At 59.9% G+C, this 23,999-nt stretch carries 25 protein-coding genes; 14 read left to right on the top strand and 11 right to left on the bottom strand.

The window, feature by feature from the left end:
• Positions 1–8 precede the first annotated feature (8 nt).
• From BLR16_RS16850 to BLR16_RS16825, 6 genes are all read right to left on the bottom strand, one after another.
• Positions 9–635, bottom strand: coding sequence for a response regulator transcription factor (locus BLR16_RS16850; protein WP_003366922.1), 627 nt, complete (start codon positions 633–635; stop codon positions 9–11).
• Positions 636–993: 358 nt separating this feature from the next.
• Positions 994–1,386, bottom strand: a complete 393-nt coding sequence (locus tag BLR16_RS16845; protein WP_003366924.1) for a response regulator — start codon at positions 1,384–1,386, stop codon at positions 994–996.
• 249 nt (positions 1,387–1,635) lie between these two features.
• Entirely contained in the window at positions 1,636–2,967 is a 1,332-nt protein-coding gene (locus BLR16_RS16840; protein WP_003433027.1) for a deoxyguanosinetriphosphate triphosphohydrolase, read from the bottom strand.
• A gap of 178 nt (positions 2,968–3,145) precedes the next feature.
• On the bottom strand, positions 3,146–3,502 hold the full coding sequence (locus tag BLR16_RS16835; protein WP_003366928.1) for a hypothetical protein: 357 nt from the start codon (positions 3,500–3,502) through the stop codon (positions 3,146–3,148).
• Positions 3,499–3,891, bottom strand: coding sequence for a phage holin family protein (locus BLR16_RS16830; protein ID WP_002553117.1), 393 nt, complete (start codon positions 3,889–3,891; stop codon positions 3,499–3,501). Before BLR16_RS16830 ends, BLR16_RS16835 begins: the two co-directional genes overlap by 4 nt.
• A 4-nt stretch (positions 3,892–3,895) precedes the next feature.
• Positions 3,896–4,210, bottom strand: a complete 315-nt coding sequence (locus tag BLR16_RS16825) for an ElaB/YgaM/YqjD family protein (protein WP_002553118.1) — start codon at positions 4,208–4,210, stop codon at positions 3,896–3,898.
• A gap of 247 nt (positions 4,211–4,457) precedes the next feature.
• Between BLR16_RS16825 and BLR16_RS16820 the strand changes: the two genes are divergently transcribed.
• The 8 genes from BLR16_RS16820 (at position 4,458) to pcaC (ending at position 11,490) form a co-directional block, all read left to right on the top strand.
• On the top strand, positions 4,458–5,528 hold the full coding sequence (locus tag BLR16_RS16820) for an acyltransferase family protein (protein ID WP_074808511.1): 1,071 nt from the start codon (positions 4,458–4,460) through the stop codon (positions 5,526–5,528).
• A gap of 57 nt (positions 5,529–5,585) precedes the next feature.
• Positions 5,586–5,828 (top strand): glutaredoxin family protein, encoded by a 243-nt coding sequence (locus BLR16_RS16815; RefSeq protein WP_003433025.1) that lies wholly within the window; start codon positions 5,586–5,588, stop codon positions 5,826–5,828.
• A gap of 52 nt (positions 5,829–5,880) precedes the next feature.
• Complete coding sequence (pcaQ, locus tag BLR16_RS16810; protein WP_003366937.1) at positions 5,881–6,801, top strand: pca operon transcription factor PcaQ; 921 nt, start codon at positions 5,881–5,883, stop codon at positions 6,799–6,801.
• A gap of 137 nt (positions 6,802–6,938) precedes the next feature.
• A complete protein-coding gene (gene pcaH, locus BLR16_RS16805; RefSeq protein ID WP_003366939.1) occupies positions 6,939–7,658 on the top strand; it encodes a protocatechuate 3,4-dioxygenase subunit beta in 720 nt (239 codons plus the stop codon).
• A gap of 11 nt (positions 7,659–7,669) precedes the next feature.
• Positions 7,670–8,272, top strand: a complete 603-nt coding sequence (pcaG, locus tag BLR16_RS16800) for a protocatechuate 3,4-dioxygenase subunit alpha (protein ID WP_003366941.1) — start codon at positions 7,670–7,672, stop codon at positions 8,270–8,272.
• 87 nt (positions 8,273–8,359) lie between these two features.
• The gene (locus BLR16_RS16795; protein ID WP_044308284.1) at positions 8,360–9,709 is read left to right on the top strand and encodes a 4-hydroxybenzoate transporter PcaK; all 1,350 of its coding nucleotides are present in this window, start codon (positions 8,360–8,362) and stop codon (positions 9,707–9,709) included.
• Between the two features lie 24 nt (positions 9,710–9,733).
• Entirely contained in the window at positions 9,734–11,095 is a 1,362-nt protein-coding gene (locus tag BLR16_RS16790; protein WP_058416996.1) for a 3-carboxy-cis,cis-muconate cycloisomerase, read from the top strand.
• Positions 11,092–11,490, top strand: a complete 399-nt coding sequence (gene pcaC / locus BLR16_RS16785) for a 4-carboxymuconolactone decarboxylase (protein WP_003366946.1) — start codon at positions 11,092–11,094, stop codon at positions 11,488–11,490. Before BLR16_RS16790 ends, pcaC begins: the two co-directional genes overlap by 4 nt.
• Positions 11,491–11,545: 55 nt before the next feature.
• On the opposite strand, the gene BLR16_RS16780 is transcribed toward pcaC, so the two are convergent.
• Positions 11,546–12,802: an OprD family porin gene (locus tag BLR16_RS16780; RefSeq protein WP_074808504.1), complete on the bottom strand. Its 1,257-nt coding sequence runs from the start codon at positions 12,800–12,802 to the stop codon at positions 11,546–11,548.
• Positions 12,803–13,048: 246 nt separating this feature from the next.
• On the opposite strand from BLR16_RS16780, the gene BLR16_RS16775 reads away from it, so the two are divergent.
• Entirely contained in the window at positions 13,049–13,936 is an 888-nt protein-coding gene (locus BLR16_RS16775; protein WP_054081863.1) for a DMT family transporter, read from the top strand.
• A gap of 611 nt (positions 13,937–14,547) precedes the next feature.
• On the opposite strand, the gene BLR16_RS16765 is transcribed toward BLR16_RS16775, so the two are convergent.
• Positions 14,548–15,876 carry an MFS transporter gene (locus tag BLR16_RS16765; protein WP_092194428.1) on the bottom strand — a complete coding sequence of 443 codons (1,329 nt, stop codon included), beginning with the start codon at positions 15,874–15,876 and terminating at the stop codon, positions 14,548–14,550.
• A gap of 617 nt (positions 15,877–16,493) precedes the next feature.
• Here BLR16_RS16765 and quiC point away from each other — a divergent pair.
• Positions 16,494–18,401 (top strand): 3-dehydroshikimate dehydratase QuiC, encoded by a 1,908-nt coding sequence (gene quiC / locus BLR16_RS16760; RefSeq protein ID WP_003433018.1) that lies wholly within the window; start codon positions 16,494–16,496, stop codon positions 18,399–18,401.
• 107 nt (positions 18,402–18,508) lie between these two features.
• Entirely contained in the window at positions 18,509–19,165 is a 657-nt protein-coding gene (locus tag BLR16_RS16755; protein WP_003433017.1) for a TetR/AcrR family transcriptional regulator, read from the top strand.
• A 3-nt stretch (positions 19,166–19,168) separates the two neighbouring features.
• On the opposite strand, the gene BLR16_RS16750 is transcribed toward BLR16_RS16755, so the two are convergent.
• A complete protein-coding gene (locus BLR16_RS16750) occupies positions 19,169–20,023 on the bottom strand; it encodes a shikimate dehydrogenase (RefSeq protein ID WP_003433016.1) in 855 nt (284 codons plus the stop codon).
• Between the two features lie 184 nt (positions 20,024–20,207).
• Here BLR16_RS16750 and BLR16_RS16745 point away from each other — a divergent pair, with 184 nt between their 5' ends.
• Complete coding sequence (locus tag BLR16_RS16745) at positions 20,208–21,098, top strand: pseudouridine synthase (RefSeq protein WP_074808499.1); 891 nt, start codon at positions 20,208–20,210, stop codon at positions 21,096–21,098.
• Positions 21,099–21,175: 77 nt separating this feature from the next.
• On the opposite strand, the gene BLR16_RS16740 is transcribed toward BLR16_RS16745, so the two are convergent.
• Both BLR16_RS16740 and mobA read right to left on the bottom strand, forming a co-directional pair.
• Entirely contained in the window at positions 21,176–21,400 is a 225-nt protein-coding gene (locus tag BLR16_RS16740) for a YgdI/YgdR family lipoprotein (RefSeq protein WP_002553129.1), read from the bottom strand.
• Between the two features lie 96 nt (positions 21,401–21,496).
• Positions 21,497–22,102 (bottom strand): molybdenum cofactor guanylyltransferase MobA, encoded by a 606-nt coding sequence (gene mobA, locus BLR16_RS16735; RefSeq protein WP_074808496.1) that lies wholly within the window; start codon positions 22,100–22,102, stop codon positions 21,497–21,499.
• 75 nt (positions 22,103–22,177) lie between these two features.
• Between mobA and moaB the strand changes: the two genes are divergently transcribed.
• Together moaB and glp are read left to right on the top strand one after the other, a co-directional pair.
• On the top strand, positions 22,178–22,717 hold the full coding sequence (gene moaB, locus BLR16_RS16730; RefSeq protein WP_002553131.1) for a molybdenum cofactor biosynthesis protein B: 540 nt from the start codon (positions 22,178–22,180) through the stop codon (positions 22,715–22,717).
• Positions 22,718–22,723: 6 nt separating this feature from the next.
• Positions 22,724–23,935, top strand: a complete 1,212-nt coding sequence (glp, locus tag BLR16_RS16725; protein WP_003433014.1) for a molybdopterin molybdotransferase MoeA — start codon at positions 22,724–22,726, stop codon at positions 23,933–23,935.
• Positions 23,936–23,999: the final 64 nt, after the last annotated feature.

The raw sequence follows: 23,999 nt of genomic DNA, 5'->3' as shown, positions 1-23,999 counted from the left end.
CCGTTTTCTCACACTAGCGCGTTGCGTTTTGCCATCTCGATAAGTTCTACCAAGGTTCTTGTTTTTAGTTTTTGCATCAGTCGCGTTTTGTAAGTACTGACGGTTTTGTTACTGAGAAACATACCTTTGGCTATTTCCTTGTTGGAACGGCCTTGGGCAAATAACTGCAATACCATCAGTTCGCGGTCATTGACCAACTTGAACAGCTCCAGCTCGTGGGTCTGTCCATCTTCACGAACTGCGCACGTCAACGCCTGACTGGGAAAGTAATTGTAGCCGGATAATACCGCTTTCACCGAACTGAGCAGCTCGCTAAGGTCTTCCTGCTTGCACACATAACCCGAGGCGCCCGATTGCATGCAGCGAATGGCAAACAGGTTGGGAGTTTGCGACGTCAGCACCAGAATCTTGGAGGACAGCCCCATCGTATTGAAGCGAGCCAGCACCTCAAGGCCGTCGAGCTTGGGAATGCTGATATCGAGGATGATCAGGTCGGGCATGCATTCACGAACCATTTGCATGGCGTCGACACCGTTATCGGTTTCGCCGACCACCTCATAGTTTTCGTTCTCCAGAAGCATTCTTACCGCCATCCGGATGACCGGGTGATCGTCGATGATAAAAACTGAGTTCATATTCCATTCCATAACAAGCAGTGAAGAAAGCGCGCACCTTAGCTCAGATGTTCGGGCAGGCACATAAAGAGACTTGCTCGGCAGGCATATATAGGAAAAGTCCTACAAAAATTAGCGTATTGGAGTACGTAAAAGCCTACGTAGAACACAAGTGTGTTTAAACGTTAACGCTTATTTCATTGTGTGTTTGGCGAGCGATGCACCCAATGTTTATTACTTTCTGGAATCATCATTCATGTTGACTGATGATTTCCTACGCGTCTGAACGTCGAATGTAATCGGTACGGTTTGCCGGTTTAAGGTATGTACCGGTTTTTACCCGGGATATCCAAAAGCGCATAAAGCCGGGTTGCCGATGTCAGTCAACGAGGTGCCCCAGCAGGCGGCTGAGGTCGGGTCCGTGCAGGGGTTTGCTCAGGCAACCGAGCAGAGGGAGATCGCGCTGCAGGGCGAGTTGCTGCAGGTTTTCAAGCTGTGTATCCGGCAAGCCGCTGAGCAGAATGGCTTGGCGCAGCCAGCCGTGTCGGGATGCCTCGTCGATCAGGTCGAGGCCCGACATGTCCGGCAGGCACTGATCGCACAACACAAGCCCGTAGGGTTCGGCACTGCGTTGCATGGCGGCCATCGCCTCGGCAGCCGTAAGCACGGGAGTCAGCAGGAAGTAGCCATGATTGTTGAGCAGCACTTGGGTGGCAATCAGTTGAAACGGGTGATCTTCCACCAGAAGGATGCGCAGGCTATGTGTGGACATGAGCGTTCCGGAAAGGCCCTGGCGAAGCGTTCAGGCATCGGCAGGCGGCGTGCGGACCCGTGAGTATCGCAGGCGGATGGATGACGTGCCGGATGGCAGTTGAAGTGGCTGGAATTATTGAGGGATGCAAGAAAACCTGCGATAGGACCCGTCCGACATGCTTGTAGGGCCTGTCTGAGTTTTGCGAGGCAATCAGTCTGACCAGCCTTTTGCCTGCATCCGTTCAGGCAGCGGGCGGGTCGAGGGAGGCTATATCTGTCCGGAGCGGCCGGTCATTTCCCGGGCCATTTCGCTGGCGTAGCTGTCGGTCATGCCCGCGATGAAGTCGATCATGCGCAGGAACGAGGTATGCAGCGGTGCCTTGGGATCGGGCGCACTGTTACCCAGCAAGTCGAGGATGCGCCGATGCTTGAACGATGGCGTCCTGCCGCCGAACTGTTCGACGGCCGCGCCGCAGAACGCATTGAGGAGGATCTCCAGCGTGGTGTAGGCACCGATTTCATGCAGGGTCTTGCGCTTGTCCTGGAAGATTTTCTTGCGCGCCATGTCCTTGGCATTCAGCACACAGCGTTTGGCCGGACCGTGCATGTGCTCGACCAGGTCGCCAGGCAGGGTGCCGGCCAGCAAGGCATCCTGCTGCTCGACGAAGGCTCTGGCGGCCGCGTTGGTCAAGTGTTCGATGGCCTTGCCGCGCAGGATTGCCAGTTTGCGCCGCCGTGAGTCGCCCGGACCCAGTTGCCGGTAGGTTTCCGGAAGATCATCACCGACCAGCCCGAGCAAAAGTGATTCCACTTCTGCGTAGTTGAGCAGGTCCATCTCCAGACCGTCTTCCAGGTCGATCAGGGCGTAACAGATGTCGTCGGCAGCCTCCATCAGATACACCAGCGGATGGCGGGCCCAACGTTGATCTTCGAGCTGCGGCAAACCCAGCTTGCCGGCAATCTGCTCAAGAATCGGCAATTCGCTCTGATAGCAGCCGAACTTGTGCTTTTTGTAGCCCAGCGAATCTGCGTGGCGCGCGGTCCACGGGTATTTGAGGTAAGTGCCCAGCGTGGCGTAGGTCAGGCGGGTGCCGCCGTCGAACTGGTGGTATTCCAGCTGCGTCAGCACCCGAAAGCCCTGGGCATTGCCTTCGAAATTGAGAAAATCATTGCGCTCGGTGTCGCTCATCGCATCAAGCCAGCCGCGCCCGGCCGCCTGATTGAACCAGTTGCGAATCGCATCTTCGCCCGAGTGACCGAACGGCGGATTGCCGATGTCGTGCGCCAGGCAGGCCGATTGCACGACCATGCCCAGGTCGCTCGGATCGCACCAGTCGGGCAGGGCAGAGCGCAGCGTTTCGCCGACGCGCATCCCCAGCGAACGGCCGACGCAACTGACTTCCAACGAGTGGGTCAGGCGCGTATGAATATGATCGTTGCTGGACACCGGATGCACCTGGGTCTTGCGCCCCAGGCGGCGAAAGGCGCCGGAAAAGATGATCCGGTCATGGTCCTTGTGAAACGGACTGCGCCCCAGTTCCTCGGGGCTGTGCAGGGTCTTGCCCAGTCGTTCGCGGTTAAGCAGCGTTTGCCAATCCAATGCGTTCACTCCGTCAGTAATAGGGGCGTAGCTTCCCGGTTCGACACGCCTGCCGCAAGGGCTGCATTGATGAAAACAGGCCCGTAGAAAAACAAATGCCCGCTCCGGAATACCGGAGCGGGCATTTATGTTCAGGCCGATACAGTCAGGCCTGGGTCACGCTGGACGCATGGCGCAATCAGACTTTGCGATTGCGATTCTGCAGGGCGCGCGTTTGCATGGCGACCTTGACCACTGGCGTCAACGTGATGCCCAGCTTCAACAGGCGACCCAGCAGGCTGGTACGTCCGGTCTTGGCACGTTTGCCGCTCAGAAAACCCAGCAGGGCAACCGAGCCCACGCCCCAGAGCGGCGCGTGGCGAAAGCCAAGCGCGCTTTTCCAGTCGTGACGGATGCCGCGAAAGCGTTGCAACGGTTGCATCAGTTGCGCAGATTCGTGGCGAATTTCCTGGCGGTGCATTTCCATGCGCAAGCGAATCAATGCCTTGCGCAGTTCTCGACGGGTATTGCTCTGGTGCGACTTGGGTTCACTCATGGCATCAATCGCTCGCGGTCATTGGCCAGTTCTTCGAGGGTCGCATGGAAGGGCGAAGACTCGTCGAAGATCGCTGCCTTGAGGCGCAATCCACAGAAAATCGCGGCCAGCAGGTAAAACGTACACAGGCCGACGATGCCGGCCAGGCGGTAGCTGTCCCACAGAACGATCAGCAGCAAGGCCGAGAGCCCAGTGAGCAGCAGCAGGCCGAAAACCAGTGCCAGACCGGCGAACAGCAGCAGGCTGACGGTTCGCGCTTTCTGTTCCTGCAGTTCGATGCCGAACAGCTCGACGTGAGTGTGCAACAGGCCAAGGAAGGCAGCGCCCAGGCGCCGCGGTGAAGAGCCCGGAGTTCCCTCGGGCGGTGCTGATTCCGTTCCCAGAGTCATGATGTTAGCGCCTTGTAGCCAGCAGACCGATCAGAAAGCCGACACCTGCGGCGATACCGACGGACTGCCAGGGGTTGTTCTGAACGTAATCTTCGGTGGCGATCACTGCAGCTTCGCCGCGCTCGCGCAACGAATCTTCGGTGGTCTTCAGGGTTTCCTTGGCACGCAGCAGGCTTTCGCGGATCTGGGCGCGCAGTTCATCGGCCTGATCACCAGCGAGAGAGGCGGTATGCGCCAGCAATTTCTCAGTGTCGGCAACCAGTACCTGGAAGTCGGCTCTCAGGATTTCCTGAGCATTCTGTGCAGTTTGGCGGGCCATGATGTTCTCCGTTTGGTGGGCGTATGAATGTTTCGAGTACAGGTGATTCCTGAAGGTTCACTTCGATTGGCGTATCGTGTTCGATCAGGCTTTACGCAGCCGCTGCACCTTACTCCAAAACTATCTGCCAGGAAAAACCGCAAGCACTGGAAGATTGGGGTTCCGTATTTCTGGCCATTGGCTATGCTCCACACGCGTGACCACGGGATGGCCTGGCGCGCGCGACATCCGTTGAATGGAGAGAGGCATGGAGCGGCTGTATTCCCTGCAGGGGCTCAGGGGCGTAGCGGTCCTTGGCGTTGTGTTGTTTCACATGATGTCGGTGGAGAGCAAGTTTTCCGGTGGCGATATCCTTTTGCCGCCCTGGCTCGATTTTTTTCAGTTGGGCGTCGATCTGTTTTTCGTCATCAGCGGATTCGTCATGGTGATTGTCAGCCGTGGCCGTTTTCAGAGCGGAGTCGAGGCTCAGCGCTTTCTGTTCAATCGGGTCTCGCGGATCTATCCCACCTACTGGTTGTACTTTTTCATCACCCTGGCGGTTTATCTGGTGCAGCCGGGCATGGTCAACAGCGGGCATGGCTCGTCCAATCTGATCATGTCGTTCCTGCTGTTGCCCAACGACAAGGTGCTGCTGGTGATGGTGGCCTGGTCGCTGCTGTTCGAGCTGTGGTTCTACGTGGTGTTCTCGGGCTTCCTGCTGTTTCGCGAGCGCAGTCTGCCGTTTCTGCTCGGTGTTTGGGGCATGATCATCGTGGTGTTCAATACGCTGGCAGACTGGCAGGACTATTCCTCGGCAGTGAAGATCGTCCTGCATCCCTATGCCCTCGAATTCATGCTGGGTGCCGCGCTGGCCTTGTTCTTTTACGGTCGCCACAGTGCCCGCGTGCCGACGGCTGCGGTCTGGTTGCTGCTCGGTGTCGCGTTGTTGGCGGCGGTGCCCCTGATCGGCTATTACCGGTTGTACGAAAGTCAGGGGCTGCTGCGCATGCTCATGGTCGGCGGCACGTTCGGCGTACTGGTAGTGACGCTGGCCTTGCTCGAACGGCGCCGACAGCTGGTGGTGCCGGTGTTTCTGGTTGCCGTGGGCGATATGTCCTACACGATCTATCTGTCTCATCTGCTGGTGCTGGGGGTGATCGGCAGGGTCTGGAGTCTGGTGGGGGCCTGGCCCGAAAGCTACCTGGACAACCTGTTTTTCGCGCTGCTGATGATGGCTGCCGCGGTTTGCTATGGCTGGGTCGGTTATCGTTGTTTCGAGAAACCGGTACTGGACCGCGCCAATGCGTTCAGCAAGGCGCATTTACGGGTGTCGACGTGATCCCGGTGCGCGCCTAGAATAATTTCCGCTTACCAAGGATTCGCCGAGGATCGACTCATGACCCCCGAATGCCAGCTGTTCAGCACCCTGGGATGCCCGCTGTGCGAGGTTGCCGAAGCAGTTTTACTGCCGTTTGCCATTGAGCACGGCCTGCTGGTTGAGCTGGTCGACATCTGCGAGGATGAGCAACTGCATGAACGCTATGAGTTGCGCGTTCCTGTGTTGCGTCGGATCGACACCGGTGACGAGCTGGACTGGCCATTTGACGCGCCTCAGGTGGCGTCGTTTCTGAGTCGCTGAGCTGCCTTGTCGTTGAGCTGCATTCCCTTTCATTTACCGGACACGACGCGCAGTGAATATCGATACACGCATCAAATTTCGCCATCTGGTCTGCTTTCTCGAAGTGGCCCGGCAGGGCAGTCTGGCGCGTGCTTCCGACGTTCTGGCGATCAGTCAGCCTGCGCTGTCGAAAAGTCTCAAAGAGCTGGAAACCCTGCTCGACACCACGTTATTCGTGCGCAGCAAGAGCGGCGCGGCACTCACCGAAGCCGGCGTGGCGTTCATGCGGTTTGCCGGGCCCAGCGTGCAGGCCCTGCGCGAGGGCGTCAGCAGCCTGCGCTCGGGTGAGCATGACACCGTCACTGCACGACTGGGTGTACTGTCGACGGCCGAAAGCCTGCTGGTGCCTGAGGTCGTTCATCGCCTGCACCAGCGGCACCCGGCGCTGATCGTCAGCGTGATGACCGGGCCCAGCGCGTATCTGCTGTCGCAATTGAGGGTAGGGGAGCTGGATCTGGTGGTCGGGCGCATGACAGACAGCCCGCAGATTCAGGGCCTGACGTTCGAGCACCTGTACAACGAGTCGATGACGCTGGTGGTGCGCAGCGATCACCCGTTGCTGGCTGCGCCGCTCAAGCCCGAAAGTCTGGAGCAATTCCCGCTGGTATTGCCGCTGGCAGGCACCACCATCCGCAAGTTTGCCGACAGCCTGTTCGTGCAGTGCGGTATCCGCATGCCGCGTCAACGCCTTGAAACCCTCTCGCTCACCCTCAGCCGCCGCTATGTGCAATGCAGCGATGCGGTGTGGATCGCGCCACTGGATGCCGTGTCGCTGGAGTTGAAAGGCGGCACGCTGGTGGAGCTGGACATGGGTATTCGTGAACCGGGCGGCTCGGTCGGTTTGTGCAGCAACCCGGCCTTGCCACTCACGCGCGCAGCGCAGTGGTGCGTGGACGAACTGCGGAGCCTTGGAGAGGCCTATCGCAACGTCTAGCATCCATAACCAATTGGTTATGGATCATGGGGTTTATTTCAGTTCTCTATAAGCATGGATCGCGCGACACTTCGCCGCAGCCTGTAGCGCATGTGACCCACGCCTGCGCGCCCCATAAGAAAAACGAGGAGAACGCCATGTCTGCCGCGGACAACAGCCGCTTCGTCATTCGTGACCGAAACTGGCATCCAAAAGCTCTCACCCCTGATTACAAGACCTCAATCCTGCGCTCGCCGCGTCAGGCGCTGGTCAGTATCCCGCAGTCCATTTCCGAAACCACCGGCCCGGATTTCTCGCATTTGAAATTCGGTCAGCACGATAATGATCTGCTGCTCAATTTCAACAACGGCGGTCTGCCCATCGGCGAGCGTATCCTGCTGGCCGGGCGGGTCTGCGATCAGTACGGAAAGCCGATTCCGCACACGTTGGTGGAGATCTGGCAGGCCAACGCCGGTGGGCGTTATCGCCACAAGCGCGATGCCTATCTGGCGCCCATCGATCCCAATTTCGGCGGCGTCGGACGTGCACTGACCGACAGCGAAGGCAATTACAGCTTCCGTACCGTAAAGCCAGGGCCTTACCCGTGGCGCAACGGTCCCAACGACTGGCGCCCGGCGCACATTCACGTGTCGATCAGCGGGCCGTCGATTGCCACACGCCTGATTACCCAGTTGTATTTCGAAGGCGATCCGCTTATTCCGATCTGCCCGATCGTCAAGGCCATCGCCAATCCGGACGCCGTGCAGAGCCTGATTGCCAGACTCGACCTGGGCATGGGCAATCCGATGGATTGCCTGGCGTACCGCTTTGATATCGTGTTGCGCGGTCAGCGCAAGACTCACTTCGAAAATTGCTGAGGAGGCCCGACATGCCCGTTCAATTGCTGCAGGAAACCCCTTCGCAAACCGCTGGCCCTTACGTCCACATCGGTCTTGCACCACAGGTGGCCGGCAACCCGACCCGCGAACTGGAAATCTGGAACGAGATGGCCAGGCCCGAGGCGCCCGGCGAGCATATCGTGTTGCTGGGCAACGTCTTCGACGGCAACGGTCATCTGATCCGTGATGCCTACCTGGAATTCTGGCAGGCGGATCATCAGGGCGCGTATCACAGCGAATTCGACCCGGACAGGCCGTTCAACGGCTTTGGTCGCACGGCTACCGCGGACGATGGTCAATGGATCCTCAAGACCATCAAGCCAGGCTCGGCGCGCAATGCGGCGGGTGTGCCGATGGCGGCGCACATCAATGTCTCGCTGTTTGCCCGTGGCATCAATATTCATCTGCAGACGCGGCTGTATTTCGACGACGAAGCCCAGGCGAATGCGCAGGACCCGGTGCTCAATCTGATCGAGCAGCCCCCGCGTCGCGAAACCCTGGTGGCGCGCCGTTGCACGCACGAGGGGCAGACGGCCTATCGTTTTGATATCCGTGTGCAGGGTGAAGGCGAGACAGTGTTTTTCGATTTCTGAATCGCTTGTCGATTCAGAAATCAATGTGCGTGCGTTTCAAGGCGCCTGCATCGGCAGGCGACCCTATAAAAATAAAAGGACACCTTCATGACGCTTTCCGCCAGCAGCCCTGCGTCGAGTACGCTAGACGTTCAGGCTTTCATCAATGCGCAACCGCTGTCCGGCTATCAGTGGCGAGTGGTTGCGCTGTGTTTTCTGATCGTGTTTCTCGACGGCCTCGATACTGCCGCAATGGGCTTCATTGCACCCGCGCTCAGCCAGGATTGGGGAATCGATCGGGCCAGTCTGGGGCCGGTGATGAGTGCCGCGCTGATCGGCATGGTGTTCGGCGCGCTGGGTTCCGGCCCGCTGGCCGACCGTTTCGGGCGCAAGGTGGTGCTGGTGGTCGCGGTGCTGCTGTTCGGTCTTTTCAGCCTGGCCTCAGCCTATAGCAGCAACATCGATCAATTGCTGGTGCTGCGCCTGTTGACCGGGCTGGGGCTTGGCGCAGCGATGCCCAATGCCACCACGTTGCTGTCGGAATACACCCCGGAGCGGCTCAAGTCGTTGTTGGTGACGAGCATGTTCTGCGGTTTCAATCTGGGCATGGCCTGCGGCGGTTTTGTCTCAGCCAAGCTGATCCCCAGCATGGGCTGGCACAGCCTGCTGATGCTGGGCGGTATCCTGCCCATCCTGCTGGCGGCGGTGCTGATGGTCTGGCTGCCGGAGTCGGCGCGGTTTCTGGTGGTACGCAATCGCGGTGCAGAGCGGATTCGCAAAGTGCTGGCACCGATTGCGCCGAAGGCGCTGGCTGGCATCACTGACTTCAGCGTTCCCGAGCAGAAAACGGTGAGCAGCCGCAATGTGCTGAAAGTGATTTTTTCCGGCACGTACAGCGCAGGCACCCTGTTGCTGTGGCTGACATATTTCATGGGCTTGGTCATCGTTTACCTGCTGACCAGCTGGCTGCCGACGCTGATGCGCGACAGCGGCGCGAGCATGGAACAGTCGGCCTTCATCGGCGCGCTGTTTCAGTTCGGCGGGGTGTTGAGCGCTGTAGGCGTGGGCTGGGCGATGGATCGTTACAACCCGCACAAGGTCATTGGTTGTGCCTACGCGCTGGCCGGGGTATTTGCCTGGCTGGTCGGGCAGAGTCTGGGTAACGTCGCACTGTTGGCGACATTGGTGCTGCTGGCCGGTATGTGCATCAACGGCGCACAGTCGGCAATGCCGTCACTGGCAGCGCGTTTCTATCCCACCCAGGGGCGTGCCACGGGCGTGTCGTGGATGCTCGGGATCGGCCGCTTCGGCGCGATTCTCGGCGCCTGGGCCGGTGCCACGCTGCTGGGCCTGGGCTGGACGTTCGAGCAGGTGCTGACCGCGCTGGTGGTTCCGGCGGCGCTTGCCGCGATAGCGGTGCTGATCAAGGGCTGGGTCAGTCATTCGGACGCTACCTGAAACCTTTCAATCTGGAGTGGTGATGTGAACAGAGCGAGCAATCAACTTTTCGATGCCTACTTCATGCAACCCGAAATGCGCGAGATCTTTTCGGATGAAGGCCGGGTGCAGGGCATGCTCGATTTCGAGGCTGCCCTGGCTCGGGCACAGGCACGAGTAGGCCTGATCCCGCCCGAGGTGGTCGCTGACATCGAGCTGAGCTGCGACGCACGGCTGTTCGATTTCGACGCGCTGGCAATCGCCATCGGCAGCGCCGGCAATTCGGCGATTCCGCTGGTCAAGGCGCTGGGCAAACAGATTGCCGCACGCAGTGCTGAAGCCGAGCGCTACGTGCACATGGGCGCGACCAGTCAGGATGTGATGGACAGCGGTCTGATCCTGCAACTGCGTCGAGCCATCGTACTGCTTGAGCATGATCTTGCTCGACTGGCCGATGCGATGGCTGAGCAGGCACAGCGTCATGCTGGCACGCCGCTGGCTGGACGCACCTGGCTGCAACAGGCCACGCCGGTCACCCTGGGGATGAAAATCGCCGGCTGGCTGGGCGCGGTCACTCGTCATCGACAGCGCTTGAACGAGATCAAACCACGCCTGCTGTGCCTGCAGTTCGGCGGTGCTTCCGGCAGCCTCGCGGCGCTGGGCGATCAGGCGTTTTCGGTGGCCGAAACGCTGGCCGGTGAATTGCAACTGGCGTTGCCCGAGCAGCCCTGGCACACCCAGCGTGACCGACTGGTAGAGTTTGCCGGTCTGCTGGGCCTGATCGCCGGCAGCCTCGGCAAACTGGGGCGCGACGTGAGCCTGCTGATGCAGACCGAAGTGGGCGAGGTCTTCGAGCCTTCGGCACCGGGCAAGGGCGGATCTTCGACCATGCCGCACAAACGCAACCCGGTCGGTGCTGCGGTCATGATCAGCACCGCCACCCGCGCACCGGGGCTGGTCGCCACGATGCTGGCCGCCATGCCGCAGGAGCACGAGCGCAGTCTGGGCCTGTGGCATGCCGAGTGGGAGACCTTGCCGGAGCTGTGCTGCCTGGTTTCCGGTTCGCTGCAGCAGGCGTTGCAGGTGATACCCGGCCTGCAGGTCGATGCCGAGCGTATGGCGATCAATCTGCAATCCACCAAAGGCTTGGTTCTCGCCGAGGCAGTGAGCATTGCCCTGGCTCAGCGTATCGGCCGCGATGCTGCCCACCATCTGGTTGAACAGTGCTGCCGGCGTGCGGTGGAGCAGGGCGACCATTTGCGTCAGGTGCTCGGCGAAACCCCGCAGATCAGCGAGCAGTTTTCTTCCGACGAGCTGGATCGACTGCTCGATCCGGCCCATTACCTTGGCCAGGCTCGCCATTGGGTCGAGCGCGCCGTGGCTGAACACACAAGGATTTCCCGATGACCGAAGACGAACGTTACCAAGCCGGCATGCACGTACGCCGCGCTGTGCTGGGCGATGCGCATGTCGATAACAGCCTGAGCAAACTGACGCCGTTCAATGAAGAATTCCAGGAGATGATTACCCGTCACGCCTGGGGTGATATCTGGACCCGTCCGGGGTTGCCGCGCCACACGCGCAGCCTGATCACCATTGCGATGCTGATCGGCATGAATCGAGAAGGCGAATTGCGCCTGCACCTGAAGGCCGCAAAAAACAACGGCGTGACCCGTGAAGAGATCAAGGAAGTGCTGATGCAGAGCGCTATCTACTGCGGCATTCCGGCGGCCAATGCAACGTTCCACCTCGCTGAAGCGGTGTGGGATGAAATGGGCGTGGAGTCGTTGCAGGACAATTGAGGGTGGTGATCGAGAACGCCGCCGCGCCATCGGCCACGGCGGCGTTCTGTCTGGATCAGAGCAGCGACAACGGGTAGCTGACGATCAGGCGGTTTTCGTCAAACTGGTTGGTGTTGTAGTCGCGGCGCATGGTGGAGTTGCGCCATTTGACTGACAGGCTTTTGAACGCGCCGCTCTGGAACACGTAGGCCAGCTCGGTTTCCCGTGCCCACTCTTCGCCGTCGGTGATGGCGCCGGTATGCACGTTGTCGCCGCTGATGTAGCGGTTCATGAGGGTCAGGCCGGGCACGCCCAAGGCTGCGAAGTCATAGTCGTGGCGCAACTGCCAGGATTTCTCCCTGGCGTTGTCGAAGCTGGAGTTGTAACTGTCGTTGGCCAACGTCCCGCCACTGGTACCGTTGACGCGCATCCAGGCGCTGTCGCCGCTGACTTTCTGCAGGCCCACATAAAAGGTGTTGCCACCGTGCCGCGCCGAAAGCAGCGCTGACCAGGTCTTGTTGTCCAGCTCGCCGGCCAGCGACTGACCGTCGTCCTTGCCCTGGAAGTAGCCAAGGTTGGCCCCCAGCGTCCAGCTGCCCAACGGCTGACTGTGCAGCAGGTTGAAATATTGCTGGTGGTAGATGTCTTCAAGCTCGGCGTACCACACGCCGACCTGGGTGCGCTTTTCGTTGAACACGTACTCGCCGCCGCCAAAGTTGAAGCGGTCGGAAGTGAACGCGGTACGGCCATTCAGGGACATGTCTTCCATGCTCGCGTCGTTGCGCGGGCTGTTGCCACGGAACTGACCACCGTAGAGGGTCAGGCCGTCGATCTCCTTGGAGGTGATCTGCCCGCCCTGAAAGGTTTGTGGCAGCGAGCGGCCGTCATCCGAGCGCAGGATCGGCAGCACCGGCATCCACTCGCCGACCTTCAATTCGGTCTTCGAGAAGCGCGCCTTGCCGGCCACGGCCAGTCGCCCGAAGTCGTCGGCCGGGCGCCCATCGCTATGGATGGGCAGCAATTGCGTGCCGCCGGTACCCTTGCCGCCGTCGAGCTTGAGCGAGTAGAGGCCCAGCGCGTCGACACCGAAGCCGACGGTGCCCTGGGTGAAGCCGGAGCGTGCGTCGAGGATGAAGTTCTGCGTCCACTCCTCGGCGTAGTTCTGTGCGTTGGCCGGGTCGACGAAGTTGCGGTTGATGTAGAAGTTGCGTAGGTTCAGATTGACCTTGGCGTCTTCGACGAATCCGGCGCTGTTGCCGCTGATGGGCGTCAGGCTTGCAGCGACGGCCGCTGACAGGCCGCAAAGGATTTTGCAGGGGAAATTCACGCGCATGGAGCAGACCTTTTTTGTAGTTATTGAGTCGTGTAGCTGGCTGCGATAGTGAAATGCCGGAAAGCGCTGTGCAATTGTGAAACAGCTGTTCTGGGCGATTATCGAACGTTAATGAACCGGTTCGAACATTTTCTGCGAAGCGCTGCAAACGGGTGTGCGATGCTCACGGGTCTGTCGATATGAGCAGCGGGCGCTGGCGCTTTCGGCCACGCTGTCAGGCTGCTGAAACTTGAACAAGGAAGCGCAATGAGCACTGCCAGCACGCCGTTGTCCGGCGTCAATCAACCTCTCAAAGGTATTGGCTTCATTCTTCTGGCGACCTTTCTGTTTGCCAGTCATGACACGCTGTCCAAATACCTGTCCGGCTTCTATCCGATCATTCTGGTGGTCTGGGCACGCTATCTGGTGCATACGCTGTTGATGGCCTGCATCTTCATGCCGTCAGCGGGGTTGCGGGTGTTGCGCACCAAGCGTCCTGGCCTGCAGGTCTTGCGCGCCCTGGCCTTGCTGGGCACCAGTCTGCTGTTTACCAGCAGCCTGATGTTCATCCCGCAGGCAGAGGCGACGGCGGTCAACTTTCTTGCGCCGTTGCTCGTTACCGCGTTATCGGTGCCGCTGTTGCATGAGCGTGTCACGCGTGGGCAGTGGATAGCAGTGGTCGTCGGGTTTGTCGGGGTGATGATCATCATTCATCCGGGGGGCGAGCTGTTTACCCCGGCGATTCTGTTGCCCCTGTCGTCAGCCTTGTGCTTTGCGCTGTATCAACTCCTGACGCGGCTGGTCAGCCCGTTCGACAGCCCGACCACCAGCAACTTTTTTGCCGGGCTGTTCAATACCCTGTTGATGAGCGCGCTGGTGCCGTTCTTCTGGGAAGTGCCGGCGCTCAAGCACTTGCCGTTTCTGCTGGCGCTCGGCGCGTGCGGGATGTCGGCGCATTTGCTGCTGACCCAGGCCTTCCGCTTCGCCGCCCCGGCCATGCTCGCACCGTTCAGCTATTGCCAGATCGTGTTTGCCGGGCTGCTGGGTTTCGTGGTGTTCGACCACATGCCATCACCGACCGCACAGGCAGGCATCGCCATCATCTGCCTCAGCGGCCTGGCGGCGGCTTGGCAACAGCGGCGCAAGGGTGGGTGATGAGCTGTTCCCTCGCACGAATACACAAATCTAACTGACTATCGTGCCAATGTTCTGCGTTGGCATGCAGTTCGTGACGCTCTGCGTCACATCTGTACCGCAGCACAACGTAGTGTCTTGCGCGCAATCACTTTACATAGATAAAGCGCTTTTTTATCGCGGTGGCACTGACGACGCAGAGTGCGACCTTAGTGACAGGGCGAAGGAACCCGACGAAGTCGGGCCGGAAACAGGCGCGAGGGGATTTGCCTACTTTGGGCCCATGAAAGTAGGTCGCCGAGGGGCGAAAAGGTGACCTGAGGCGAACCCCAATCCACCTGAAACCACAGAATCGCCGTGTGACGCGGAGCGTCACGAACTGCATTCCCACGCGGAGCGTGAGGAACGAGCGGCGTCTGTGATAACAAAGGTGACCTGAGTCGAACCCAATCCACCTGAAACCACAGAACCGCTTTGTGACGCGGAGCGTCAAGAACTGCATTCCCACGCGGAGCGTGAGGAACGAGCGGCGTCCGGGAGAGCACTTTTCGTCACTCTGCGCAAAGCGTGGGCACAATAGTAAAAAGGCCCGGTCACTGAGTGAGCCGGACCTTTTTGATGGTGTCAGACGATCACTCGCTGAGCGTCGGAACCTTGCGAGGTGCCATGAAGTACAGCCAGATCAACGCGATGAAGTACATCGCCGGGATCATGGTGAACAGCACGTTGTAATTGTTGTTGGTGGCGGTCAACACGGCACCGACAATCTGGGTCATGAACATACCACCAATGGCCGCACACATGCCGCCGAAGCCGAACACGGTACTCATCATGTGCTTGGGCGTGTAGTCCATCACCAGGCTCCAGATATTCGCGGTCCAGGCCTGATGCGCACCCACGGCAAGCGAGATGGCCAGTACCGCCACCCACAGCCCGCTGGCATTGGCAGCGAACACTACGCTGCAGATCGTGATGGCAAAGATCAGCATCGACAACAGGCGCGCAGTCGTCGCACGCATGCCACGACCAATCAGCCAGGACGACAGAATGCCGCCACCCACACTGCCGAAGTCAGCCGTCAGCCAGATCAGAATCAGCGGGATGCCCATCTGCGTCACGCTGATCCCCAGGTTGTATTGCTGATTGAGGAACGGCGGCAGCCAGTACAGGTAGAACCAGAAAACCGGAGCAGTAATCGCATACGCCAGCGCGAACGCCCATGTGCCACGCATCTTCAGAATGCCGGTGAACGGCACCTTGACCGGCGCCGGTTCTACTTCCTGGTTGATGTAATCCAGTTCGGTCTTGCTGACGGTCGGGTGATCTTCAGGGTTGTAGTATTTCAAGCGCCAGGTGATGACCCAGAGCAGCCCCAGCGAACCCATTGCCACGAAGGCGGCCTGCCAGCCCCAGACAGTCAGGATCACCGGCAACAGGGCAGGGGTCAGCATGGCGCCGACGTTAGTGCCGGCGTTGAAGATACCGGTGACCACCGCACGCTCACCGGCAGGGAACCACAGCCGCGTGGTCTTCACACAGGCCGGGTAGTTGGCGGCTTCGGTCAGGCCCAGAATGAAGCGGCAGACCATGAAGCCGACGGCGGAAGTGGCAAGGCCGTGTGCGCCGGTCGCCAGGCTCCACAGCAGCACCGCGAGGAAGAACGCGCGCTTGACGCCGACCTTGTCGATGAAGCGACCCTGCAGCACGAAGCCGACCGCGTAGCCGACCTGAAACCAGAAGTTGATGTTGGCGTAGTCCATCGCCGTCCAGCTCATTTCCTTGGCGAGGATGGGCTGCATGACGCCGAGCGCGGCCCGGTCGATGTAGTTCAGCGTAGTGGCGAAGAACACCAGGGCGAGCATGCCCCAGCGAGTCTTGCCCACGGCGAGTGCGCCGCGGATCTTTTCGCCCATCCCGGCACGGGCGGCCTGGGCGACAGGGTTGGTCTGGGTGTTAAGCATGATGTTCTAACCATCCGTTCCAGGACTGTGCTGCTGGCAACAGTCGGACTGAGAAGTCCACTCGATGCAGGCGTTGTGCAGGTAAAGTGAAGTCGTAGAACCGTGATTCGACTGGCCTGTAGACTCAGGCTGTCCTCGAAACGATCCGTCGGGCCGACAATTTACAGGTTGGGCCGCGTAAGTGTGTTGGAATGTTTCAGGCGACGTGTACCCAGGCCGGGCTTTTGGCCGGGCGGGTTCGTCGAACAGGACGTCTGGTAAGACGGATGGGCGAGCGGGCGAGCAAAGCGAGAAGGGTGCACATGAGCAATGTTCCTGTTTTTTGAATTGTTATGGGTTGCTGCTGATGAAGCGACGATCAAAAATGTTGGACTGCGGGTCTATCCTGCAATGTGATACTGATGTTGAGCATTGCGAGATACAGCGTCAATTGAGTAAAACGGCTTTTGTTCGATAATCGAACGTAAAACTAACCGGTTCGTACACTTTATGTTGCTGTAGTATTTTCACAGGCAAATACTTTACTCGCACCTCTGAATAAGGCCGGGAAAGGCCAGGAATGCGGTGCTGTCCAGTCGCGACCCAAGCAGGTCGCGTTCATCCAGGAGCTGAAAAGCATGCAGCGTTCAATTGCTACCGTATCCTTGAGCGGTACTCTGCCCGAAAAGCTCGAAGCCATCGCCGCAGCCGGCTTTGACGGCGTCGAGATTTTCGAAAACGACTTGTTGTACTACGACGGCAGCCCACGCAATATCAGGCAGATGTGTGCCGACCTGGGCATCGCCATCACCCTGTTCCAGCCGTTCCGCGATTTCGAAGGCTGCCGCCGTGACCGTCTGCAGCGCAATATCGACCGTGCCGAACGCAAATTCGATCTGATGCAGGAACTGGGCACCGATCTGGTGCTGGTCTGCAGCAATGCGTCTGCCGATTCGGTGGGCGACGAAAACATTCTGCTCGATGATCTGGGCCTGCTCGCCGAGCGCGCCGGCGCCCGTAACCTGCGCGTCGGTTATGAAGCGCTGGCCTGGGGCAAGCACGTGAACACCTGGCAACAGGTCTGGAACCTGGTGCGTCAGGTTGACCACCCGGCGCTTGGCGTGCTGCTCGACAGTTTCCATACCCTGTCGCTGAAGGGCGATCCGAGCGCCATCGCGCAGATCCCGGGCGACAAGATCTTCTTCGTGCAGATGGCCGACGCGCCGCTTCTGGCGATGGATGTACTGGAGTGGAGCCGTCATTTCCGCTGCTTCCCGGGCCAGGGTGAATTCGATCTGGCCGGCTTCCTCGCGCCGATCCTGCGCAGTGGCTACACCGGGCCGTTGTCGCTGGAAGTGTTCAACGATGGCTTCCGTGCAGCGCCGACACGCGCCAATGCCGCGGACGGTCTGCGTTCGCTGCTCTATCTGGAAGAGAAAACCCGCCAGCTGATGGCGCGTGACGAGCCGGCCGCCGCTCCCGAAATCCTCTTCAATCCACCCGCTGCCAGTACCTACAATGGCGTCGAGTTTCTCGAGTTTGCCGTTGACGAGAGCCATGGCGCTCGCCTGTCGGGCTGGCTGCAACGGCTGGGCTTTGCCAAGCTGGGTCAGCATCGCTCCAAGGCGGTCAGTCTGCTGGGGCAGGGCGATATCAGGATTGTGCTCAATGCCGAACCCTATTCCTTCGCCCACAGCTTCTTCGAGGCGCACGGCCCTTCGTTGTGCGCGACCGCCTTGCGTGTCGACGACGGTCATCAGTCGCTGGAGCGTGCGCGTGCCTTCAAGGGCCAGCCCTATCGTGGCCTGGTCGGCCCCAACGAACGGGAGATTCCTTCGGTCCGTGCGCCCGACGGCAGCCTGATTTATCTGGTGGATAACGCCGCACCGGGAGAATCGATTTACGACAGCGATTTTGTCGTCGATCCGCAAGCAGTCGCCAAGGGCGGGTTGCAGCGTATCGACCACATGGCCATGGCGCTGCCGGCCGACAGCCTGGACAGCTGGGTGCTGTTCTACAAAAGCATTCTGGACTTCGAGGCTGACGACGAAGTGGTTTTGCCCGACCCCTACGGTCTGGTCAAGAGCCGTGCACTGCGCAGCCGTTGCAGCACCGTGCGCCTGCCGCTGAATATTTCCGAGAATCGCAATACGGCCATTTCCCATGCGCTGTCGAGCTATCGTGGCTCGGGCGTGCACCACATCGCGTTCTCATGTGAAGACATCTTCGCCGAAGTGAGCCGTGCCAAGGAAGCGGGCGTGCCGCTGCTGGACATCCCGCTCAATTACTATGATGACCTGGCGGCGCGTTTCGATTTCGACGAGGAATTTCTCAGCGAACTGGCGTACTACAACGTGCTCTATGACCGCGATGCGCAGGGTGGCGAGTTGTTCCACGTCTACACCGATGCGTTCGACGGGCGCTTCTTTTTCGAAATCCTGCAGCGCAAGAACGGCTACGTAGGGTACGGCGCTGCCAACGTCCCGGTGCGTCTGGCTGCGATGGCCAAGGCGCGCAATGTGGCAGCACGTCAGGCGCGTCTGTAAGGCGAATCCGATTGCAGGGCTGCTGCGAGGGTTCGATGCCCTCGCAGCTTCCCTCGGTTGCCGGTCGGCTTCATACTCCGCGCATCACTCGTGGTCATGAGCCAACAATGAAAACAACTGACGACTCCGTTGCCGTTGCGTCGAAAGGGCGCAAGAACAATCCGGAAAAGACCCGCGAAGACATACTGCAGGCCGCCGTTGCCGAGTTTGTCGCCCATGGCCTGTCGGGGGCGCGCGTCGATGCTATTGCGGAACGCACCAAAACCTCGAAACGGATGATCTATTACTACTTCGGCAGCAAAGAGCAACTGTACGTCGAAGTGCTGGAAAAACTCTACGGCGCGATTCGCAACACCGAGAGCCAGCTCAATCTGTCCGAACTCGAGCCGGTGGAAGCGATTCATCGTGTGGTCGAGTTCACCTTCGATCACCACGACAGCAATGTCGATTTCGTCCGTATCGTGTGCATCGAAAACATCCATAACGGCGAGAACGTCAAACAGTCCGAATCGATTCAGGCCAAGAGCCAGAACATCATCAGGGCGCTCGACGGCATCCTGCGTCGTGGCGAAGCCAGCGGCCTGTTTCGTGACGGTGTTCATCCGGTGGACCTGCACCTGATGATCAGCTCGTTCTGCTTCTACCGGGTCTCCAATCGCCATACCTTCAGCGAGATCTTTCAGATCGAGTTGTGGAGCGAGGAGGTCAAACAGCGTCACAAGGCAATGATCTGCGACGCTGTGTTGCGTTATCTCAAACGCTGATGTTTACAACGTGTGGAAGTGCGCCATCATCCGCTCTGCATCGGCGGACTGGCCACTGAACAGTTCAAAGGCCTTGACTGCCTGAAACACCGCCATGGTACTGCCATCCAGCGTTCGGCAGCCCAATGCGCGGGCATGCTTGAGCAGCTCGGTTTCCAGCGGAAAGTAAATGATTTCCGCCACCCACAGCTCGGGCCGCAGCAACCCGACCGGCAACGGCGTGCCTGGCAGTTTGGTCATGCCGACCGGCGTGGTATTGACCAGTCCGTCGGCTTCGGCCATCGCCGCAGGCAGGTCGATGCCCACCTGAGCGCGCCCGGCACCGAAGTGCTGGTTGAGGTTGTCCACCAGCCCTTGGGCGCGTTGCGGCTCGACTTCGAACACGCTGAGGCGCTCGACGCCCGCGCCCAGCAGCGCATGAGCCACGGCAGCGCCCGCGCCGCCTGCACCCATCTGCACCACCTGTTGACGTGGTGCCTTGTCCAGGCCGCGCTGGAAACCTTCGGCGAATCCCAGGCAGTCGGTATTGTGACCGATGCGCTTGCCGTCCTTGAACACCACCGTATTCACCGCGCCGATACCGCGCGCTTCATCGGACAGCTCATCCAGTAACGGGATGACCGCCTGCTTGCAGGGGAAGGTGATATTCAGGCCAGTGAAGCCGCACTGTTGGGCGCCTTCCAGAAGCCGGGGCAGGGCGTGTATGTCCACTTGCAGGGCATCGATGTCGATCAGCCGATACAGGTAGCGCATGCCTTGCGCATCGCCTTCATGCTCATGCATGGCGGGCGTTCGCGAGGCCTGGATGCCCGAGCCGATGAGGCCGGCGAGGATGGAGGGTTTTTCAGCATGAGTCATAAATACGTCTCTTGTTTTTGTGTCACTGCCCGATTGGCGACAGGTGTTAAACGGAATGTACCAGATGGTTAATAGTGCCGCAGGCAGGAGTCGATTACCACGCAGCGATGTTGTGCGGTGATCGCACTAATCAGTGATAATCCACCGCCAGCCGCTTCAGGCTTACACGAGTCCGAGTTCCCGCATGTCCGAGTCCGTCTTCAGCGCCGCACAGCAGCAAGCCAGTACGTTGTATCTGCCACCGGGCTCGTGGGCCACGGTGCTCGATTGCCTGTGCGCGAAATTTCCGGCCATCAGCCGCGAACAATGGCTGGATCGGTTTGCCCGCGGCCGGGTGCTGGACGAAAACGGCAAGGCCATCGCGCCTGATCTGGCGTATCGGGAAGGGCTGCGGGTTCACTACTTTCGTGAGGTTGCCAACGAAACGCCGATCCCTGTGGTTGAAACGATCCTCTACGCCGACGAGCATCTGGTGGTGGCTGACAAGCCGCACTTCCTCCCGGTGACACCCGCAGGCGAGTATGTCGAGCAAACCTTGCTGCGGCGCTTGATCCATCGCCTGGACAACCCTGATCTGGTGCCGCTGCACCGCATCGACCGGCACACCGCAGGGCTGGTGCTGTTTTCCGCCAACCGGCAGACGCGCTCGGCTTATCAGGCATTGTTTCCCACCCGGCGCATCGACAAGTTTTACCAGGCCATTGCACCAGCGCTGCCGGGACTGATATTTCCGCGTCTGCACGAGAGTCGTCTGGTCGAGGGTGAACCGTTCTTTCGCATGCAGGAAGGCGTCGGCGCGAGCAACACCCGTACGCAGATCGAGGTGCTCGAACGGCAGGATAAATTGTGGCGTTACGGGCTTTATCCGGTGACCGGCAAAAAGCATCAGTTGCGCGTGCACATGGCTGCGCTGGGTGCTGCCATCTGCAACGACCCGTTTTACCCGGACGTGGTGAAAGACCCGGTGGACGACTATCGGCATCCCTTGAAGCTGCTGGCCAGCAGCTTGCGCTTCATCGATCCCATCAATGGCGAGCCGCGCCACTTCGAGAGCCTGTTGCAGCTCGACTGGTAGTACAGGGACAGTGAAATGACAGGCAAAAAAAACCCGCACTCGGCGGGTTTTTTCAAATCAGTAACGCGACATCCGGATCACAGATCCTTGACGGTACGTACCTGATCCTTGTTGATGCGGGTCTGCTTGCCGTCGAGTTGCTTGAACTCGTAGAAGCCGGATTCTTCATCGTACTTCGGCGTGTCGACAGCCTGAATTTCACGACCATCGTTCAAGGTGATCACAGTGGGCGATGCGCAGCCGGCGAGGGAGGCAATGCTCAGTGCAAGCAGGAAGGCAGCGGGGAGGGTCCGTTGTTTCATTACTGTGTCTCCAGATGGATTCTTGATTTGCTGAACTCTCAGACGGATACACCGTCAGCAAGTTCCGTATACACCCGCAGCAACTTCAATGACCAGTCACTTGTTGCGGTTTTCACTGATCCCGGTCAACAGACAGGGGGTGTTCAGGTTGGCCAGGCGTGGATCACCGGCTTCCAGTTGCAGAGCGACTGGCTGCAGCGGTTCCAGAGCCCGTCTCGGACTGCGTTCGCCGGCCTGCCATGCGGCTTCCAGCGTTGCGGTGTGAGCGACAGGGATCATACCTAAAAGCGGCTGCCAGTGCTGACCTTCACGCACCAATATCGGTCGCTCCGGGTATTCAGAGGCTTTTTCACGCAATGCGTGCAGCAACGCTTCATCGACCAAAGGTGCGTCGCAGGGCAGGATCAGCAACCATCGATGCCGCGCCAGGGGCAGTGCGGCGCGAATCCCGGCCAGAGGGCCGTTGAAATCGGTATCGTCGTCCTGCACCAGTCTATCGGCGTAACGCGCATAGCGATCGATATTGCGATTGCAGGAAATGATCAGATCGTCAGTCAGCGGCCGGGTCAGACGATGCAGATGTTCGATAAGCGGGGTGCCCTGCCATTCGATCAGGCCCTTGTCGCGCCCGCCCATGCGCTGTCCCCGGCCTCCGGCCAGCAGCAGAATCGAGCAGGGCGGCAGTGGGGCAGGAACATTCATCGAACACTCTTCGGGCAGTCAAAAGGAGGGCTGTGATATAACACCCGCCTGTTTTCTTAACAACTGGATGAGGCCATGAAAGCCAAGGCTGACACACCTTTCGTACCCCTTAATATCGCCGTACTGACCGTCAGCGATACCCGCACACGTGAAACCGATACCTCGGGGCAGATGTTTGTCGACCGCCTGACCGACGCAGGCCATGGTCTGATCGAGCGCGTGCTGCTCAAGGATGACCTGTACAAGATCCGCGCTCAGGTAGCGACCTGGATTGCCGACGATCAGGTGCAGGTCGTGCTGATCACCGGTGGCACCGGCTTTACCGGCCGCGACAGCACACCTGAAGCCGTAGCCTGCCTGCTGGACAAGCAAGTCGATGGTTTTGGCGAGCTGTTCCGGCAGATCTCGGTGCCGGATATCGGCACGTCCACCATTCAGTCCCGCGCGCTGGCCGGCCTGTCCAATGGCACGCTGGTCTGCTGCCTGCCAGGGTCCACCAATGCGGTGCGCACGGCATGGGACGGCATTCTTGCCCAGCAGCTGGACTCGCGTTTCCGTCCCTGCAACTTTGTGCCTCACCTCAAGCAGGCCGAGCCCTGTGCGACTCGTGGTTGAGTGCTCATGAGCAACGAGCCGAAAACACTGCTGCCTGTTGAAGACGCCATTGCGCGTCTGTTGAAAATGGCCGAAGCCACGCCGATCACCGAGCGCCAATGCGTCTCGCTGGCCGATGCCGAAGGCCGCGTACTGGCAGTGGATCTGGTCTCCACGCTGGATCTGCCGCCCTGGCCGAACAGCGCCATGGACGGTTATGCCTTGCGCGCGGCGGACTGGCACGGCGAGCCGTTGACGGTCAGTCAGCGTATCTTCGCTGGTCAGGCCCCCGAGCCTCTGGCCCCTGGCACCTGCGCGCGTATCTTCACTGGCGCGCCGATGCCCGAAGGCGCTGACTGCGTCGAGATGCAGGAAAACGCTGAGGTGCTGACGGATCAGCGTGTGCGGTTCAACGAACCGCTGGGCGCCGGGCAGAATATTCGTCCGCAAGGCCAGGAAACCCGGGTCGGCGATACTGTGCTGGCCGCCGGCACGCGGCTGGGTCCGATCGAACTGGGTCTGGCGGCCTCGCTGGGCCTCGCCGAGCTGGAGGTCATTCGCCGCGTGCGGGTCGCGGTGCTGTCTACGGGCGATGAGTTGATTGAGCCCGGTCAGCCGTTGGGGCCGGGGCAGATCTATAACAGCAACCGGGTGTTGCTGTGCAGCTGGCTGAAGCGGCTTCAATGCGAGGTCGTGGATGCCGGCATCCTGCCGGACGATCTGGAAAAGACGCGTGCTGCGCTGGCGAATCTGCAGGGTGTCGATCTGATTCTCTCCACGGGCGGAGTGTCCGTGGGCGAAGCTGATTTCCTCGGCCACGCATTGCGTGAGGAGGGCGAGCTGACGCTCTGGAAGCTGGCCATCAAGCCTGGCAAGCCGCTGACCTTCGGGCATTTTCGGGGTGTGCCGGTGATCGGTCTGCCTGGCAATCCAGCCTCTACGCTGGTTACCTTCGCCTTGCTGGCCAGGGCTTACCTGCTGCGTCGCCAGGGCGTGATCGACGTCGCTCCCTTGCAGTTTCCGGTGCCGGCCGGGTTTGTCTGGACGCGTCCTGGCAATCGTCGCGAGTACCTGCGCGGCCGTCTGGAGCAGGGCCGGGCGGTGGCGTATCGCAATCAGAGTTCGGGAGTCCTGCGCAGCGCTGCGTGGGCCGATGGTCTGATTGAAGTGCGCGAAGGCTCGACCGTTGCCGAAGGCGACTGGGTCAACTTCATCCCGTTGAGTGAAGTGCTGGGCTGAGTGCATTCGAATGGTGGGGCGGGTACGCATGAGCTACGCTCAACAACGCTGACACAGTGGGCAA

The sequence above is a fragment of the Pseudomonas sp. BS3767 genome (assembly GCF_900099665.1).
Lineage (GTDB): Bacteria > Pseudomonadota > Gammaproteobacteria > Pseudomonadales > Pseudomonadaceae > Aquipseudomonas > Aquipseudomonas cerasi.
This window is presented reverse-complemented; position numbering and strand designations above follow the sequence as displayed.